This is a genomic window from Bacillus cereus group sp. N21, assembly GCF_016483395.1.
Classification (GTDB): domain Bacteria; phylum Bacillota; class Bacilli; order Bacillales; family Bacillaceae_G; genus Bacillus_A; species Bacillus_A pseudomycoides.
This window is the reverse complement of the sequence record NZ_JAEHBX010000027.1, coordinates 1-17913: the sequence shown is the minus strand read 5'-3', so window position 1 is coordinate 17913 and position 17913 is coordinate 1. Positions and strand designations below refer to the sequence as shown.

The window sequence follows — 17913 nt, the reverse complement described above, 5'->3', positions numbered from 1 at the left end:
AAATAAAATTGACTAAAAACTAATTCCTCTTATATAATACAAGAGTAGACAATATATGATAAAAAATTTACGGAGGTTGATACATATGGCAGAACGTATGGTAGCAAAACAAGCGCCACGCTTTGAAATGGACGCTGTTATGCCAAACAAAGAATTTGGTAAAGTAAGTCTTGAAGAGGTTATGAAACAGGACAAATGGACGGTACTTTTCTTCTATCCAATGGACTTCACTTTCGTATGTCCAACAGAAATTATCGCACTTTCTGATCGTTATGATGAGTTCGAAGATTTAGATGCAGAAGTAATTGGTGTATCTACTGATACAATTCACACTCACTTAGCTTGGATTAACACTGACCGTACGAAAAACGGTTTAGGTGAATTAAAATACCCTCTAGCTGCTGATACAAACCATGTAGTATCTCGTGACTACGGTGTATTACTTGAAGAAGAAGGTATCGCACTTCGTGGTTTATTCATCATTAGCCCAGAAGGCGAATTAATGTACCAAGTTGTACATCACAACAACATTGGCCGTGAAGTTGACGAAGTAATTCGTGTTCTTCAAGCTCTTCAAACTGGTGGACTTTGCCCAGCAAACTGGAAACCAGGTCAAGCAACTTTAAACGTTTAATTTTATTGTGAAATATAGCAGGGTCTAACAATATTTTGTTAGGCCTTTCTCTACATTCGTAAGGGGGGAAAATCATGAAATTACGTCAACCAATGCCTTCTTTAGACGGTGCAACAACAGTGTTAAATGGAGAAGTAGTACGTGAATCACTAATTGGCGAAAAGCCAACACTTATTCATTTCTGGTCAGTTAGTTGTCACTTATGTAAAGAAGCAATGCCAGATATTAATAAATTCCGTGATGAATATAAAGAGCAATTAAATGTTGTTGCAGTTCATATGCCACGTTCAGAAGAAGATTTAAATCTTGAGCAAGTGGAAGCAGTTGCAAAAGAGCACGGAATATCCCAACCGATTTTGGTGGATAACCAACACAAGATTGCCGATGCATTTGAAAATCAATATGTACCAGCGTATTATGTATTTGATAAAAATGGTGTGCTTCGTCATTTCCAAGCAGGTGGAAGTGGAATGAAAATGCTAACAAAACGAGTAAATCGTGTGTTAGATGAAGCGAAAAAAGAAGCTGAATAAGATGGGAAGCTTTCTCTTTACATGCTAGATGGCTTGGAAGGAGAAGTTTCTTTTGATATGTGCAAAGCCTCCTTTTCATTAGGAGGTTTTTGTTTTATTACGCTATTCATGGGTGGTAAGAGCTCCACCTCAACATGCAGCGAAAGTAAAGAAGGTAGGTGGGGGGGAAGAAACCTCCATTGATTAAAATTTCACTTTATAAATAGTAGGATAAATGAGAAATGGGACGTGTACATACTAATTTAGAAATAAAAATCTTACTGAAGGAAATGGAACTGTATGTTTTAGTTTACTTTTTATGCGATAAATGTGTAAAATCAATGTGATATATAGAAAAAAGGGTGGGGAATCAGGTGCAGATTGGCAGTGCAATCTTATGTTTCTTTTTATACGCATATGTTATTATTGCAGCAGTTTATTTCGGGATAAGTTTTTACGCATATCGCTTAACGAATAAACGAGGATATGAAGAAACATATAAATGGGTGAAAGGTTATTTATCACCAGTATTAGAGATTATGAATGGATTCGTTCTTTTTTTATTTATTGGTCTAATTGCCTTTTCGACAAGTCTAGTTGGAAATAAGACAACATTATTTGTAATTGGTGTCACTATTTTTATGCTTTTAGGAATTCGAATAGGAAATGCTGTGTTTTGGAATGAAAGGAAAATTGACGGATGGACAGGTATGCTGATTCCAAGTATGTTAGCAGCTATTGTTACGAATATAGAACATGAATATAATCAGTTACATTTTTGGTTAATCATCGTATTAACAATTCTTTCTGTCCTGTATATAAGTACAGCATTTTTAACGTATTGCGCAAATGAAAAAGGTGATTTTAATGGGATTCGATTTTTTCGGAGTCGAGCGTTATTTTGGAGTGTTCCCACGATGTTAGTCATTGGAATCATTGCACTTGTTGTAAATGGATATAACTTTGCAGGATGGCAAGTGTTTTTAGAGACCTGGTGGATATTTATTATTTCATTTTGTGCATTTTTAGGAGCAACTCATTATTTATTTCATCAACAGCATTATAAATGGGCGCTCTTATTTGCTTTTACACAGCTCTTATTTGCCTTTTTTGGTCAAGAAACATTATTATTTGTGTTTCAAACGTTTAGTTCGTTTGGAAATATTTTTGTTTTTGGTATGCTCATTTGTATTATTGCATTTTATTTGCAGCAGTATTTCTATATACAAAAGCAAAAATAAGTATACGTTGATTACTAGTCTTTGTGGCGAATGTAAAGTATGCTACAATAAAAGTAGACAGGACTTGATGTTATTGGAGGAATTCATGTGAGTGAGAAAGAGAAAGAATTTGCTGTCATCGGACTTGGACGTTTTGGAGGCAGTATTTGTCGTGAATTAGCTCAATTAGGTATGGAAGTAATGGCAATTGATTCTGATGAAGACAAGATAAATGAATTTGCAAATATTGCTTCGCATGCAGTGATTGCAGATTCAACAGATGAAATGGTCTTAAAGAGCCTTGGAATTCGCAATTTCGATCATGTAGTTGTTGCGATTGGTGACAATTTAAATGCGAGTATTTTAACGACTCTTATTTTAAAAGAATTAGGCGTAAAAAATATTACTGTTAAGGCTCAAAATGATTATCATGAAAAAGTGTTAACTAAAATAGGGGCAGATCATATTGTCCATCCTGAACGCGATATGGGAAAACGAATTGCGAATAATATTGCTTCAAGTAACGTATTAGATTACTTAGAGCTTTCAGATGAGCATAGTATTGTAGAAATTATCGCAAATAAAAAAATTGATGGCCACTCTTTAATTGAACTAGATATTCGTGCGAAGTTTGGATTAAACATTGTGGCAATTAAGCGAGGGAAGGAAGTTATTGTTTCTCCTCGAGCTACAGAAAATATTCAATCAGGAGATATTTTAATTGTAATTGGTCATGATGATGAAGTGAATCGCTTTAAGCACTTCTTACGATAGGATATAATGTGAAATAAAAAAGGACAATGCTCGCAGCAAGCATTGTCCTTTTTTTATATTTCCATAATGATTGGTAAAATCATTGGACGGCGTTTTGTTTTTTCATACAAGAATGGTGCTAATGTATCTGTAATCTCATTTTTAATTTCAGACCATTGTGTTGTCTTTCGCTCCATTACTTTTTCTAAATGAGTAGTAATTAAAGTTTGTGCATCGTTGATTAAATCGCTACTCTCACGCATATAAACGAATCCACGAGAGATAATATCAGGTCCTGCTGCAACTTTAAATTCTTTCATATCAATGCTGACAACTACGATAACAAGTCCTTCTTCAGAAAGAATACGACGGTCGCGTAATACAATGTTACCAATATCACCAATGCCGTTTCCATCAATATAAACAGAGCCGGATGGGATTTTTCCAGCAACGTTTGCTTCATCTGAACGTAAGGCAAGAACATCACCATTGTCCATAATGAAGCAATTTTCTTCTGGAATACCACAATCGTTTGCCAATTTCATATGCATACGTTGCATGCGAAATTCACCATGAATTGGCATAAAGTATTTAGGTTTAATGAGACGTAGCATTAACTTCTGTTCTTCTTGTCCACCATGTCCACTTGTGTGAATGTTTGAAAGTTTACCATGAATAACATCAGCACCAGCACGGTATAACATATTAATTGTACGGCTTACGCTAACTGTATTCCCTGGAATTGGTGAAGAAGAGAAAACAACTGTATCACCAGGGATAATTTGAATTTGACGATGTGTACCGTTAGCAATACGAGAGAGTGCTGCCATTGGTTCCCCTTGACTACCTGTGCATAAAATAACAACTTTATTAGCTGGTAGGCGATTTAGTTGAGACGCTTCTATAAATGTATCTTTTGGACAACGAATATAACCAAGATTATGACCAATCTCAATTGCTGCTTCCATGCTTCGGCCAAATACAGCTACTTTACGATTGTTTTCAACAGCAGCTTCTACAACTTGTTGTAAACGATGAATATTGGACGCGAAAGTTGCAAAGATAATACGTCCTTCCACTTTGCGGAAAATATCTTGAATGCTATCACCGACGCGGCGTTCAGACATTGTAAAGTTAGGTACTTCACTATTGGTACTATCAGATAAGAGACAAAGGACACCGTCTTTACCGATTTCTGCCATTTTCGTTAAATCTGCTGGTTCCCCTACTGGTGTGAAATCAAATTTAAAGTCTCCCGTATGAACAATTTGCCCTTGCGGTGTTTTCACAACAACTCCATATGAATCTGGAATACTGTGCGTCGTACGGAAGAAGGAAACAGATGTCTTTTTGAATTTAATAACATCGTCTTCTTGAATTTCGTAAAGTTTTGCTTTACGAAGTAATCCGTGCTCTTCTAACTTGTTTTTAATTAAGGCGATTGCCAATTTCCCACCATAAATTGGGATGTTCACTTGGCGTAATAAATAAGGGATTCCACCGATATGATCTTCGTGACCATGTGTGATAAATAACCCTTTAATTTTATCTTCGTTTCGTACAAAATAAGTGTAATCAGGAATCACGTAATCGATTCCGAGAAGTTCGTCTTCTGGAAATTTAATTCCAGCATCAATTATAATAATTTCATCTTGAAATTGGACAGCATATGTATTTTTGCCGATTTCACCGAGTCCACCAAGAGCAAAAACGGCCGCCTGATCATTTTTTAGGAATTTCATAAATTATACGATCTCCGTTAATGTTAAATCAGCATTTTGCTTTTCGTATTCAAGATGAGCGCCAGTAACAGATTGGACAAACTCAATATTATATGCGAACTTTTGTAATTTTGTACGAACGTCTCTTTCAGATTCCGCTTCTAAATATAAAACTTTTGTATTTTCACGTACTGGAACCTCAGTCATTTTTTCTTGATAGAATACTTTAAAAATCATTGGGAAAACCTCTCCTTGTCTATGTTTTGCATTATCTGTTACCTATTATAAAGCAAATAGTCATGATTTTCATGTTTTTTCGAATGAGAATGAAGAAAAAGCCCGAAATGGGCACGATTTAAGCCATGGTCTTTTTACGGACTAAATCGTTTAAATATCGTTTTAACTTTTTCTTCAGCTTCTTCAGCATGATTACTCCTTCCTTTCCTTATTTCAAACATGCATACTTATTTTTTGTTTAGTCAGTAGTAACTCTTCATCTCTACATACTAGGAAATCATAGAAGAGAAATGAGGGAAGTGCTGTCCGGATATTCAAGGGTTTTATTGGCTCGTGCAGATGTAATCTTATGTTACGTTTTTGGCTCTCACAGGCAGTATGCCCCCCAGTTATGAATATAGTATGAGATAGATTAGAAAAGAAAATTCATTCAAACAAACATCAATGTTCTTTTGATAGTATATGCATATTGTGCGAATAAGGTTAGGAAGTGAACGCTTTCTTCACAGATGTTTAATATGTTATACTTTTTTTTAGGATTTGAAAAGAAATAGTCAAGGTAGGAACATAGAAGGGCTAGAAAGGGTTTTGAAAATGAATGATAAAATCGTCTTTTTTGATATTGATGGAACATTACTAGATCATGATAAAAAAATTCCGCAATCTACAAGAGAAGCCGTGCGTATGTTGCAAGAAAAAGGAGTACATGTGGCAATTGCGACAGGGCGTGCGCCTTTCATGTTTGAAGATATTCGTAATGAACTTAATATTCATAATTATGTTAGTTTTAATGGCCAATATGTTGTATTTGAAGATGAGGTTATATTTAAAAATCCGCTACATTCTAATACGTTACATACATTTACAAGATTTGCAAAGCAAGAGGGATACCCGCTTGTTTATTTAGATCATAAGGATATGAAGGCAACAGTAGAATATCATGATTATGTAAAAGAAAGTTTCGGAAGTTTGGAGTTTGAACATCCAGTATATGAACCAGGTTTTTATGAAAATCGTGATATTTATCAAACGCTTCTTTTTTGCCAAGCAGGTGAAGAAGAAAAGTTTCTTCATGATTATCCAGATTTTCACTTTATTCGTTGGCATGCATATTCGATGGACATTATCCCAAATGGTGGTTCAAAAGCAAAGGGAATTGAAAAGTTTATTGAGAAATTAGGATTTAAACGTGAACAGGTCTATGCTTTTGGAGATGGGTTAAATGATTTAGAGATGATTGAAGCGGTAGGAACAGGTATTGTGATGGGGAATGGTCATGAGGATTTGAAAAAACTTGCTAATTATGTGACGAAAGATGTTAGTGAAGATGGGATTCTTCACGGCTTACAGTGGGCTCATTTATTGTAACAAAAGAGTATGGGAACCATTTCATTATAAAAAAGCAGGAGCTAAAGCTTCTGCTTTTTTGTTATTTTATCTTTCGAATGGTTTTGCATCATCAGGGGATGCAAAAGGGTTTTCTTGATTAATGTGGTCATAGAACATTACGCCGTTTAAATGATCAATTTCATGTTGAAATACAATCGCTGGTAACCCTTTTAAACGTAATTTTACTTCTTCACCATCGATAGTAGTCGCTTTAACTGTGATTCGTGTGTAACGCGGAACGTAGCCGGGAACTTCACGATCTACAGATAGGCACCCTTCGCCGCCCGATAAGTATGTACGTTCAACGGAGTGACTAATAATTTTTGGATTGAATAAAGCATAGCTGTATAATGTCTCATTTGTATCAGTAACATGAACAGCAATCATTCTTTTTGAAATGCCAATTTGTGGTGCAGCAATCCCGATTCCTGGACGTAAATTATATTTTTCAACCATTTCAGGGTGTTGACTGTTTATTACAAGTTCGATCATTTCTTTAAGAGTACGTATATCTTCTTCACTTGCTGGCAGAGGTACTTCTTCTGCTACTGCTCGTAGAATGGGATTTCCTTCACGAATTACATCATTCATTGTAAGCATTCACAATCTCTCCTTTCTCCTTTAGTCTACCAAAGGAGCTGAAAAAAGTCATGATAAAGTACATAGCCTCTATATATAATTGGAGAGAATTAAGAGTATGCCGGGTGCGGCACTTTCTTCATCAGAGTTCGTTTAGTAAAAAGAAAAGACGGCATAGCCGCCTGTTTCTTTCTATAGTTGTTTTGTTTTACATTAACGAATGCAAGCAGCACCAACGATAATTAAAAGGATAAACAATACAACGATTAAGGCAAAGCCGCGTCCGGATCCTCCTCCGCAAGAACCTCCATAGCCATAGGAAGGATATGAACAAGTTGGATAGCAATATGTGTATCCGTACATGAGATGACCTCCTTTATCATTTCCCGCTAACACTGCGGTTATTATAATGTATGGGAGAGTGATTAGGAGTGTATAGACATTCGCCTAGAAAAGGAAGAAGCGATTGCATATTTTTGTTGTAAAGAGAGAAAAACTAAGAAGAATTAATCGTTTACATATTATTCTACGATGAAAAGATGGTTAAAAAGGGAATAATATAACAGTAGGTTATTGCTTACTAATACAGATGTGAAAATGAAAACACCTATGTACAGTGGAAACCTCAATGTTATTCATAAAAAAAACGTAACCAAAGTAATTGACATCGTGATTAGAATAGTTGTAAACTAAAAAACGTGATCAAGATTGTATTAATATGTTTCTGAAAAAACATTAGTACAGATTGTTAGGTACACAAAATTATTCTCAACCGGCGAGGTTTCCTGTCGGTTTACATGGTTGCGTTTTCTTTCTAGCTAGTTGCTAGTGAAAGCGTTTCAGAATATGGTTCAAGAGAGGAAGAGGTGAACGGAATGGGTACTAAAACAAAAAAGACCCTATTTAATGTTGATGAGCAAATGAAAGCTATCGCAGCTCAATTTGAAACATTACAAATTTTAAATGAAAAAGGCGAAGTTGTGAATGAAGCAGCAATGCCTGAATTAACTGATGATCAATTAAAAGAATTAATGCGCCGTATGGTGTATACTCGCGTACTAGATCAACGTTCTATTTCTTTAAACCGTCAAGGACGTTTAGGTTTCTACGCACCAACAGCTGGACAAGAAGCTTCTCAATTAGCAAGTCATTTCGCACTTGAAGCAGAAGACTTCATCTTACCAGGATATCGTGACGTTCCACAATTAGTATGGCATGGTTTACCATTATACCAAGCATTCTTATTCTCTCGTGGACACTTCATGGGTAACCAAATGCCTGAAAATGTAAATGCACTTGCTCCACAAATCATCATCGGTGCGCAAATTATCCAAACTGCTGGTGTTGCGTTAGGTATGAAATTACGTGGTAAAAAATCTGTTGCAATTACTTACACAGGTGACGGCGGTGCTTCTCAAGGTGACTTCTACGAAGGTATGAACTTTGCAGGTGCATTCAAAGCTCCAGCAATCTTCGTTGTTCAAAACAACCGTTATGCAATTTCTACTCCAGTAGAAAAACAATCTGCAGCAAAAACTGTAGCGCAAAAAGCAGTAGCAGCAGGTATTTACGGAATTCAAGTAGACGGTATGGACCCATTAGCTGTATACGCAGCAACTGCTTTTGCTCGTGAGCGCGCAGTAAATGGCGAAGGTCCTACTTTAATCGAGACTTTAACATTCCGTTATGGTCCACATACAATGGCTGGTGATGACCCAACTCGTTACCGTACAAAAGATATCGAAAACGAATGGGAACAAAAAGATCCAATCGTACGCTTCCGTGCATTCTTAGAAAACAAAGGCCTATGGTCTCAAGAAGTAGAAGAAAAGGTAATCGAAGAAGCTAAAGAAGATATCAAACAAGCAATTGCTAAGGCTGACCAAGCTCCAAAACAAAAAGTAACTGATTTAATGGAAATCATGTACGAAAAAATGCCTTACAACTTAGCTGAACAATATGAAATTTACAAAGAAAAGGAGTCGAAGTAAGCCATGGCTCAAATGACAATGATTCAAGCGATCACTGATGCTTTACGCGTTGAAATGAAAAATGATCCTAACGTACTTGTGTTTGGTGAAGACGTTGGTGTAAACGGCGGTGTATTCCGTGCTACTGAAGGTTTACAAGCTGAATTCGGTGAAGACCGTGTAATGGATACTCCACTTGCAGAGTCCGGTATTGGTGGACTTGCAGTTGGACTTGCACTTGAAGGATTCCGTCCAGTTCCAGAAATCCAATTCTTCGGTTTCGTTTATGAAGTAATGGATTCAATTTCTGGTCAATTAGCTCGTATGCGTTACCGTTCTGGTGGACGTTGGACTGCTCCAGTAACAGTTCGTTCTCCATTCGGTGGTGGCGTTCATACTCCAGAACTACACGCTGATAGCTTAGAAGGATTAGTGGCTCAACAACCTGGTCTAAAAGTTGTTATTCCATCTACTCCATACGATGCAAAAGGTCTTTTAATCTCTGCGATTCGTGACAACGATCCAGTTATCTACTTAGAGCATATGAAATTGTACCGTTCATTCCGTCAAGAAGTACCAGAAGGCGAATACACAATTGACTTAGGTAAAGCTGATGTGAAACGCGAAGGTACAGATGTATCTGTTATCGCATATGGTGCGATGGTACACGCTGCATTAAAAGCTGCTGAAGAACTTGAAAAAGAAGGTATCTCTTTAGAGGTTGTTGACTTACGTACAGTTCAACCATTAGATATCGAAACAATCATTGCTTCTGTTGAAAAAACAGGCCGCGTAGTTGTTGTTCAAGAAGCTCAAAAACAAGCAGGTATTGCAGCAAACGTTGTAGCGGAAATTAACGACCGTGCTATCTTAAACTTAGAAGCTCCAGTTGTACGTGTTGCAGCTGCTGATACAGTATTCCCATTCTCTCAAGCTGAGAGCGTATGGTTACCAAACCATAAAGATATTGTTGAAGCTGTTAACAAAGTAATGAACTTCTAATTTTAGTTTTTCATGTGCAAAAGAAATCAGCACATGCTGATTTCTTTTGTGCTTATTCCATAATAATGATATGAATCAGGGGGCTGAATTCCGTGGCATTTGAATTTAAACTACCAGATATCGGTGAAGGTATCCACGAAGGTGAAATCGTAAAATGGTTTATTAAACCAGGCGATGAAGTAAACGAAGACGACGTACTTCTTGAAGTACAAAATGATAAAGCAGTTGTAGAGATCCCTTCTCCAGTTAAAGGTAAAGTACTTGAAGTACTTGTAGAAGAAGGTACAGTTGCAGTAGTAGGAGATACTTTAATTAAGTTTGATGCTCCTGGATACGAAAACCTTAAATTTAAAGGTGACGACCATGACGATGCTCCAAAAGCAGAGGAAGCAAAAGCAGAAGCTCCTGCAGCAGAAGCTACTCCAGCAGCAGCTGAAGAAATAAACGAGCGCGTAATTGCTATGCCATCTGTACGTAAGTACGCTCGTGAAAAAGGTGTAGACATTCATAAAGTAGCTGGCTCTGGTAAAAATGGCCGCGTTGTAAAAGCTGACATCGATGCATTTGCAAATGGTGGACAAGCAGTAGTAGCAACTGCAGCTCCAGCAGTAGAAGCTCCAGCAGCAGCGAAAGAAGAAGCACCAAAAGCACAACCAATTCCAGCTGGTGAATACCCAGAAACTCGTGAGAAAATGAGCGGTATCCGTAAAGCGATTGCAAAAGCAATGGTTAACTCTAAACACACAGCTCCTCACGTAACATTAATGGACGAAGTAGATGTAACAGAACTTGTTGCTCATCGTAAAAAGTTCAAAGCTGTTGCAGCTGACAAAGGTATTAAATTAACTTACCTTCCATACGTTGTAAAAGCTTTAACATCTGCATTACGTGAATACCCAATGTTGAACACTTCTTTAGATGATGCATCTTCAGAAATCGTTCATAAACATTACTTCAACATCGGTATCGCAGCTGATACAGACAAAGGTCTATTGGTACCAGTTGTTAAAGATACAGATCGTAAATCTATCTTCACAATCTCTAACGAGATCAATGAGCTTGCTGGTAAAGCACGTGACGGTCGTCTAGCTCCAGCAGAAATGAAAGGTGCTTCTTGCACAATCACAAACATTGGTTCTGCAGGTGGACAATGGTTCACTCCAGTTATTAATCACCCGGAAGTAGCAATCCTTGGTATTGGCCGTATCGCTGAGAAACCAGTTGTGAAAAACGGTGAAATCGTTGCAGCTCCAGTATTAGCATTATCTCTAAGCTTTGACCATCGTTTAATTGACGGCGCAACTGCTCAAAAAGCATTAAACCAAATTAAACGTTTATTGAACGACCCACAATTATTAGTAATGGAGGCGTAATAACAATGGTAGTAGGAGATTTCCCAATTGAATTAGATACAGTCGTTGTTGGTGCAGGTCCTGGTGGATATGTTGCAGCAATTCGTGCAGCACAATTAGGTCAAAAGGTAGCAATTATTGAAAAAGCTAACCTTGGTGGCGTATGCTTAAACGTTGGATGTATTCCTTCTAAAGCATTAATCAATGCAGGTCATCGTTATGAGAATGCAAAACATTCTGATGACATGGGTATCATTGCTGAGAACGTAACAGTTGACTTCACAAAAGTTCAAGAATGGAAAAACGGCGTAGTTAAGAAATTAACTGGCGGTGTTGAAGGCCTTCTTAAAGGTAACAAAGTTGAAATCATTCGCGGTGAGGCTTACTTCGTAGATGCTAACACATTACGTGTAATGACTGAAGATGCAGCTCAAACTTATACGTTTAAAAATGCTGTTCTTGCAACTGGTTCTACACCAATCGAAATTCCTGGATTCAAATACTCTAAACGTGTTATCAACTCTACAGGTGCTTTAAGCTTACCTGAAATTCCTAAAAAACTTGTTGTAATCGGCGGCGGTTACATCGGTATGGAATTAGGAACTGCATATGCTAACTTCGGTACTGAAGTTACTGTAGTAGAAGCTGGCGATGAAATTTTAGCTGGTTTCGAAAAAGCAATGAGCACAGTTGTTAAACGTGCTCTTCAGAAAAAAGGTAACGTAAACATCCATACAAAAGCTATGGCTAAAGGCGTTGAAGAAACTGAAAACGGCGTAAAAGTTAGCTTCGAAGTTAAAGGCGAAGTACAAACTGTAGAAGCAGATTATGTATTAGTAACTGTAGGTCGTCGTCCAAACACTCAAGAAATCGGTCTTGAGCAAGTTGGAGTTAAAATGACTGACCGCGGTATCATCGAAATCGATGAGCAATGCCGTACAAACGTACCAAACATCTATGCAATCGGTGATATCGTTCCTGGACCACCATTAGCTCACAAAGCTTCTTACGAAGGTAAAGTAGCTGTGGAAGCAATTAGTGGACATGCATCAGCTATCGATTACATCGGAATTCCTGCAGTATGCTTCACTGATCCAGAATTAGCATCTGTTGGTTACACTAAGAAACAAGCTCAAGAAGCTGGAATGGAAGTAGCGGTTTCTAAATTCCCATTCGCTGCAAACGGCCGTGCATTATCATTAAACAGCACAGACGGTTTCGTACAACTTGTAACTCGTAAAGAAGATGGTCTTCTTGTAGGTGCGCAAGTTGCAGGTGCAGGCGCTTCTGATATTATCTCTGAGATTGGTTTAGCTATCGAAGCTGGAATGACAGCAGAAGATATCGCTCAAACAATCCATGCTCACCCAACATTAGGTGAAATCACAATGGAAGCAGCGGAAGTTGCTCTTGGAATGCCAATTCACATTGTAAAATAATATGAAGTAGATAAAAAATCACTTTCTAGATATTAGAAGGTGGTTTTTTATTTTTTATGTTAGGTAAGCTTTTTTAATCTCCATGCTGGAAGGAAATAAAGTTATTAGGATGAGATAGAGGATTGAATTGGAGGAAAGAATAATATTATTAATAGAAGTTACATTTTATCTTCCCATTCGTAGATAGTAGTGTAGTAACCCACATTTAATGAAAGCAAAGAAGCTGTCAAGATAAGTGATCTATAAAATCTAAGTTCTCGAGGACTGAATAAAATTTCAGTGTATTATAGAAAAAATAAAAACAACAAATAAGAGGTGATTCTTCGTCACCTCTTATTTGCTGTTTTTTATTGTTCATTTTTAAATTGGTACATTTCTGGGCTTATACTAGCGTCATTATACAGGAATAGTATGACATCAGGATTTAATTCTTTTAGATCTTTTATTATATTTTTACTAGCTGCAAATCGTGGATCGATAAATGTTATTTGTTCAAAATGTTGAGCAAATAAGGGATATGTTGCATCAGCATAAGAATCTTTGATAACTACAGCATGTAATTTGTTTTTTGCTTTCGAATTTAGAATATTAATTTGTGCATAGTCTGTTTGATAGACCGCTGCATAATTTGGTGCAGGTTGTTTTTTATCCTTTGCAAAGAATTCTTTCATTGGTACTTTAGTTGCTTGCTCAGATATAGGCCCAATATATACGGTGTAATCATCCCAAGCATTTGGATTTTGCTTTAATTGTACATAAGGGATTTGTTCAGGAGTTTTTATTAAATTATACAGTTGTTTATTCCAACTTCCAATAAAATCTCCATTAGGTCTTTCAGTAATGAATTTATAATTATCTCGATTTACTTTATCATCTTTATATATCTTTGAGTGATCAGATATATAATTCATTGCATATTCATATCCATAAAACGCACCTTTCATATTCCAATGATGGTCTGTTTTAAAGTATAAACTTTCTAACTGTTCACGGCTAAACTCTTTTTGGAAGAATGGCAGAACATCAATAACAGGAAAGTTTATATTATTTAATGCTTGTACAAGGTAATCGCGATGTTTTTGGTCATATCCACGATCTACGTATGGTGGATATCTATATGAAAATGTCGTTAGTTTACTTGGTGCTAACATAAAATAAAACTCAGTTTTTGGAAACTGATTTCTTAAATTATCTAATTCATTTACAGATTGCTTCATTTGTTCACGTTCGTCAGTTTTTGTTGGTTCAGATAAAATAAAACCATCGTTTGCAACATATTTTTGATTTATAAATGTTCGGTTGAAGTGCATTTGTAAATTTGTATATGTTTTAATAAAGAAATCTCGAACTGCAATATGATCTGTAAAGTGTAACTCGGTATCTTTGAAGTATTTTCCTGATTTTAAACCATCTTTAGTTAAGACAGGATCAATAGCTAGATCCCTATTTTCAAAATTAGAAAAGGTTTTTTTATCCAAGTAAATAATTTTTCCAGTCCATATACACATTCCGAAAATAACAATTAAAAATCCTGTAATTAATATACGGTTGTTTAAATTTTTCATAGCTACCCCTCCTTTAAAAGCGGAAGTAAATAAATGGATTATACGTTGCATTTGTTAAATACATCATAACGATTATTAGCACACTTAAATAATAAAGTGGAGATAAAATTACTATCCTTTTTGTTGAAAGCATAGTTTTCAGCCAAGAAAAAATTGGAGCTGAAGTAACAATTGCCAGGAGAAAAATTCCCCAATAGTTCATGACATAGAAGTAACTCTTAATGTCTGTTAATGGTCCATTTATTCCAAACATTGTTTGGAGAAATTCAAAACAGTAAGCAAAATTATCAGCTCGGAAGAAAACCCATCCAATGATTACTAAAAACATAACGTATACATGTTGGACCGGGCGCCACATATTTTGTAACACTTTCTCAAAACCGGCTTTTTCTAAAGCAATGAGACATCCGTAATAAATTCCCCAAATCATAAATGTCCAACTAGCTCCATGCCAAAAACCTGTTAGTGCCCATACGATAAAAAGATTACGATAGACTTTCCAGCTGGATACTCGGTTTCCTCCAAGTGGAATATAGACATAATCGCGGAACCACGAACCAAGTGAAATGTGCCAACGACGCCAAAATTCAGAAATGGATTTTGAAATATATGGATAATTGAAATTCTCTAGAAAATCAAATCCAAACATTTTTCCTAATCCAATTGCCATATCACTATACCCAGAAAAATCAAAATAGATTTGTAGTGTATAAGCGATAGCACCAATCCAAGCGGTAGAAACACTCATGGTTGCTGGATCCATGGCGAAAATTTCATCGGCAATAGCGCCTAATTGATTAGCGATTAACACTTTTTTTCCTAATCCGATGATAAAACGTCGAACTCCTTCAGAGAATTTATCGGCATCAACTGTTCGGGTGTGTAGTTGATGAGAAATTGTATTATAACGAACGATTGGCCCAGCAACTAATTGAGGGAAAACAGTAAAGTACAATGCGAGATCAAAAATATTACGCTGAGCATCTACTTTCTTCTTATATATATCAATGATATAACTCATAGCGTGGAAAGTAAAAAAGGAAATACCAATCGGCAATGGAATCTTTTCTAATACAATGTTTGTATGAAACATTGTATTTATATTATCGATTAAGAAATTAGCATATTTAAAATAACCTAAAATAGCTGTGTTTATAATAATAGCTAAAGTTAAGAGCGTTTTTCTACTAAGTATAGTTGCTCTTTCTTTGGCAAGCCAAATACCAAACCAATAGTTTATAAAAATAGAAAAGAGCATGAGAAATACATATATTGGTTCTCCCCACGCATAAAATAATAAGCTAAATAATAGAAGAACAATATTTTGCAATTCTTTGCGAACAGTGTAATATACAAATAACACTGCAGGTAAAAACAAACATAAGAATAAGAGGTTACTAAATACCATTTATGTTAAGTCCTTTCTGTAAGTTTATAGGCAGTCAGTAAAATATTATATCACAATTATAGAAATATAAAGAGTTTAATCTTGCTATAATTATCTGTTTAATGGAAGTTCTTTGCTCTCATATGTAAAATCTTTTTTAAAAGAAGAAGCATCCTAGCTGTCCTTTAGATTTGGGACAGCTAGGATGCTTCTTACGTATATTATGTAATGATTTTTTTGAAATGCCCATATATATTGTAATAAACTAGGACATATGAAAGGGGGCAACGACTTGAAAATATCACTTGTTTCGATCTTTCATTTTATTATATGGGGCGGGTTTTCATTAGTGTTATTATTATCAAATCGTGATAAAGTACATTACAAAGTATTACTTTTTTTTATATTTTTTTATTTAGCTTATGTTATTGCACATTTTATGTTGCACTCCAGAAAAGAGGCAGTTTGTTGCACCATTGGAAATAGTATGTTCTTTTTTTTCATTAAATATCTCTTTTTCACAGGTTAGCGTTTATAAAAATACATTGTTCTTCCATTAAATAACCTTAATTCACCTTCTAATTTCTTGGCTAAAAAACGGCAGAATTCATTCGCTTTTCCTTTATCTCCAAATGTGGCAGTAGAAGGTAAGGAGATTTGAACGAAAGCTTGCTCGTTTTCTATTCCAACCCCCACATAAATAGAATTATATCGATCATGACTAGATTTTAGCTCAAGTGTAGTATCAGACGTATCAAGTATTTCGTATGGAAATGCCACGTTAGTATATGCATAGCTAACTTGCACACCGGTTTGGGAAGTAATTTCTTTATAATAACGAAAAAGTTGTTTTACATCTTCTAATGAGATAGCCTGTTGTTTAGATTTAGGTACAAGTTTAATAAATGCATGTTGCATAAAGATTTTCCTCCTGACGTAATATATATATTTATTTTAACACTGTTGTAAATTTTTTGACAATTAAAAAGGGATCATTCCTCGTTTTGTTTAATATATACAAGTAGAAAGTGTTGTGAAGAAAGGAGGGAGTAAATGTTTGAAAAATTGTATGATGAGCATGAAAGTGTGAAGGTACGATTTCTAGGATTTATGACACATGAGAACCGTTATGACTTTGGGGTCATTTATACAAATATGTTTTTTGGGAAACCTCTTGTCGTGTGCATGCAAACAGGGAGAGCAACTCTACTAGGACAAGATGATGTAGATAATGTTCAACATTTACAACAGGTCTTTAAATTACAATCGGAGGAGGAGGCGGATGATTTAGCACAGTTCTTTAAGTTTCTTGTACCACCTACTTCTTTACATGCTGAATATGAAGAATAAACAAAAGGGAACAGTCGTACTTATTAAGATATGACTGTTTTTTTGTTATTGTCTCATACTAATGTAAAATAAAATTTTTAATGTGTTATACTAAAAACCTATTGACGTAAAAAGTATAACATATTAAAATAAAGACAGAAAGTTAAGCGGTTACAAAAGTTTTTGGGATTATAAACTTAGGGGGAAATAAAAAATGGGAACAATCGTATGTCAAGATTGTGAAAGTACAATTGCACACTTCGAGGATGAGAAAGTAACGGTACTTTACGGGAAATGTGAATTTTGCGGATGTGATCACAAGGAGCATACAAAAGCCCAATAATATATAGGAATCTTGCAGCTGAAAAAGTTTTTAGGACCATAAACTTAGGGGGAAATGAAAAATGGGAACAATCGTATGTCAAGTTTGTGAAGGAACAATTGCACACTTTGAAGATGAAAAAACAACAGTACTTTATGGGAAATGTGGATCTCATTGTGAATGTGATCATAAAGAACATACAAAAGCCCAGTAATATATAGGAAGTTTATGAATATAAAGATTTGAAACTATAAATGAAACTCAGGGGGAAATAAAAAATGGGAACAATTGTATGTCAAGCTTGTGAAGGAACAATCGCACACTTTGAAGATGAAAAAACAACAGTACTTTATGGGAAATGTGGATCTTGCGGATGTGATCACAAGGAGCATACAAAAGCCCAATAATTAAAAAGGCGCCTGCACATTGAAGTGACCCCTGTCAAGTAGACTGTATTCAAAAAGCACAACTAAGTAACCTGAGTTCTATATTTATATGGACT

Annotated in this window: 21 protein-coding genes; 14 read left to right on the top strand and 7 right to left on the bottom strand. The window is 35.8% G+C overall.

Features of this window, described 5'->3' with window-relative positions:
- Positions 1-85: 85 nt before the first annotated feature.
- From JDS96_RS16130 to JDS96_RS16115, 4 genes are all read left to right on the top strand, one after another.
- On the top strand, positions 86-634 hold the full coding sequence (locus JDS96_RS16130; protein WP_003199933.1) for a peroxiredoxin: 549 nt from the start codon (positions 86-88) through the stop codon (positions 632-634).
- A 74-nt stretch (positions 635-708) separates the two neighbouring features.
- Positions 709-1167: a TlpA disulfide reductase family protein gene (locus JDS96_RS16125; protein ID WP_003208302.1), complete on the top strand. Its 459-nt coding sequence runs from the start codon at positions 709-711 to the stop codon at positions 1165-1167.
- 353 nt (positions 1168-1520) lie between these two features.
- Positions 1521-2387 carry a cytochrome d ubiquinol oxidase subunit II gene (locus JDS96_RS16120; RefSeq protein ID WP_016116081.1) on the top strand — a complete coding sequence of 289 codons (867 nt, stop codon included), beginning with the start codon at positions 1521-1523 and terminating at the stop codon, positions 2385-2387.
- Between the two features lie 87 nt (positions 2388-2474).
- Positions 2475-3140, top strand: coding sequence for a potassium channel family protein (locus tag JDS96_RS16115; RefSeq protein ID WP_003199938.1), 666 nt, complete (start codon positions 2475-2477; stop codon positions 3138-3140).
- 53 nt (positions 3141-3193) lie between these two features.
- On the opposite strand, the gene rnjA is transcribed toward JDS96_RS16115, so the two are convergent.
- A complete protein-coding gene (gene rnjA / locus JDS96_RS16110; RefSeq protein ID WP_003199940.1) occupies positions 3194-4861 on the bottom strand; it encodes a ribonuclease J1 in 1668 nt (555 codons plus the stop codon).
- Positions 4862-4864: 3 nt separating this feature from the next.
- Positions 4865-5077 carry a DNA-dependent RNA polymerase subunit epsilon gene (locus JDS96_RS16105; protein ID WP_003199941.1) on the bottom strand — a complete coding sequence of 71 codons (213 nt, stop codon included), beginning with the start codon at positions 5075-5077 and terminating at the stop codon, positions 4865-4867.
- A 594-nt stretch (positions 5078-5671) separates the two neighbouring features.
- On the opposite strand from JDS96_RS16105, the gene JDS96_RS16100 reads away from it, so the two are divergent.
- Positions 5672-6445, top strand: a complete 774-nt coding sequence (locus tag JDS96_RS16100) for a Cof-type HAD-IIB family hydrolase (protein ID WP_018764788.1) — start codon at positions 5672-5674, stop codon at positions 6443-6445.
- A 66-nt stretch (positions 6446-6511) separates the two neighbouring features.
- Here the strand turns inward: JDS96_RS16100 and def are convergent, their stop codons facing one another.
- Entirely contained in the window at positions 6512-7066 is a 555-nt protein-coding gene (gene def, locus JDS96_RS16095) for a peptide deformylase (protein ID WP_003199945.1), read from the bottom strand.
- Between the two features lie 192 nt (positions 7067-7258).
- Positions 7259-7408 (bottom strand): YjcZ family sporulation protein, encoded by a 150-nt coding sequence (locus JDS96_RS16090; protein ID WP_018764787.1) that lies wholly within the window; start codon positions 7406-7408, stop codon positions 7259-7261.
- Between the two features lie 512 nt (positions 7409-7920).
- On the opposite strand from JDS96_RS16090, the gene pdhA reads away from it, so the two are divergent.
- From pdhA to lpdA, 4 genes are all read left to right on the top strand, one after another.
- On the top strand, positions 7921-9036 hold the full coding sequence (gene pdhA / locus JDS96_RS16085) for a pyruvate dehydrogenase E1 component subunit alpha (RefSeq protein WP_000536894.1): 1116 nt from the start codon (positions 7921-7923) through the stop codon (positions 9034-9036).
- Between the two features lie 3 nt (positions 9037-9039).
- Positions 9040-10017 carry a pyruvate dehydrogenase complex E1 component subunit beta gene (gene pdhB, locus JDS96_RS16080; RefSeq protein WP_003199951.1) on the top strand — a complete coding sequence of 326 codons (978 nt, stop codon included), beginning with the start codon at positions 9040-9042 and terminating at the stop codon, positions 10015-10017.
- Between the two features lie 92 nt (positions 10018-10109).
- Positions 10110-11390 (top strand): pyruvate dehydrogenase complex dihydrolipoyllysine-residue acetyltransferase, encoded by a 1281-nt coding sequence (gene pdhC, locus JDS96_RS16075; RefSeq protein ID WP_199667372.1) that lies wholly within the window; start codon positions 10110-10112, stop codon positions 11388-11390.
- A 5-nt stretch (positions 11391-11395) separates the two neighbouring features.
- Complete coding sequence (gene lpdA / locus JDS96_RS16070) at positions 11396-12808, top strand: dihydrolipoyl dehydrogenase (RefSeq protein WP_003208305.1); 1413 nt, start codon at positions 11396-11398, stop codon at positions 12806-12808.
- A 347-nt stretch (positions 12809-13155) separates the two neighbouring features.
- Here lpdA and JDS96_RS16065 read toward each other — a convergent pair whose 3' ends face one another.
- Together JDS96_RS16065 and JDS96_RS16060 are read right to left on the bottom strand one after the other, a co-directional pair.
- Positions 13156-14373, bottom strand: a complete 1218-nt coding sequence (locus JDS96_RS16065) for an alginate O-acetyltransferase AlgX-related protein (protein ID WP_199667370.1) — start codon at positions 14371-14373, stop codon at positions 13156-13158.
- Between the two features lie 13 nt (positions 14374-14386).
- The gene (locus JDS96_RS16060) at positions 14387-15781 is read right to left on the bottom strand and encodes an MBOAT family O-acyltransferase (RefSeq protein ID WP_003199957.1); all 1395 of its coding nucleotides are present in this window, start codon (positions 15779-15781) and stop codon (positions 14387-14389) included.
- Positions 15782-16052: 271 nt separating this feature from the next.
- Here JDS96_RS16060 and JDS96_RS16055 point away from each other — a divergent pair, with 271 nt between their 5' ends.
- On the top strand, positions 16053-16289 hold the full coding sequence (locus tag JDS96_RS16055; RefSeq protein ID WP_199667368.1) for a hypothetical protein: 237 nt from the start codon (positions 16053-16055) through the stop codon (positions 16287-16289).
- Here JDS96_RS16055 and JDS96_RS16050 read toward each other — a convergent pair.
- Complete coding sequence (locus JDS96_RS16050; RefSeq protein WP_006095812.1) at positions 16286-16678, bottom strand: DUF1885 family protein; 393 nt, start codon at positions 16676-16678, stop codon at positions 16286-16288. The two genes, JDS96_RS16055 and JDS96_RS16050, sit on opposite strands and share 4 nt — an antisense overlap.
- Before the next feature lie 135 nt (positions 16679-16813).
- On the opposite strand from JDS96_RS16050, the gene JDS96_RS16045 reads away from it, so the two are divergent.
- The 4 genes from JDS96_RS16045 to JDS96_RS16030 all read left to right on the top strand — a co-directional run bounded on the left by JDS96_RS16045 (position 16814) and on the right by JDS96_RS16030 (position 17818).
- Complete coding sequence (locus JDS96_RS16045; protein ID WP_003199960.1) at positions 16814-17110, top strand: DUF3055 domain-containing protein; 297 nt, start codon at positions 16814-16816, stop codon at positions 17108-17110.
- A gap of 193 nt (positions 17111-17303) precedes the next feature.
- Positions 17304-17432: a GapA-binding peptide SR1P gene (locus JDS96_RS16040; RefSeq protein WP_003199961.1), complete on the top strand. Its 129-nt coding sequence runs from the start codon at positions 17304-17306 to the stop codon at positions 17430-17432.
- Positions 17433-17493: 61 nt separating this feature from the next.
- On the top strand, positions 17494-17625 hold the full coding sequence (locus tag JDS96_RS16035) for a GapA-binding peptide SR1P (RefSeq protein WP_006095811.1): 132 nt from the start codon (positions 17494-17496) through the stop codon (positions 17623-17625).
- Positions 17626-17689: 64 nt separating this feature from the next.
- Complete coding sequence (locus tag JDS96_RS16030; RefSeq protein WP_006095810.1) at positions 17690-17818, top strand: GapA-binding peptide SR1P; 129 nt, start codon at positions 17690-17692, stop codon at positions 17816-17818.
- Positions 17819-17913: the final 95 nt, after the last annotated feature.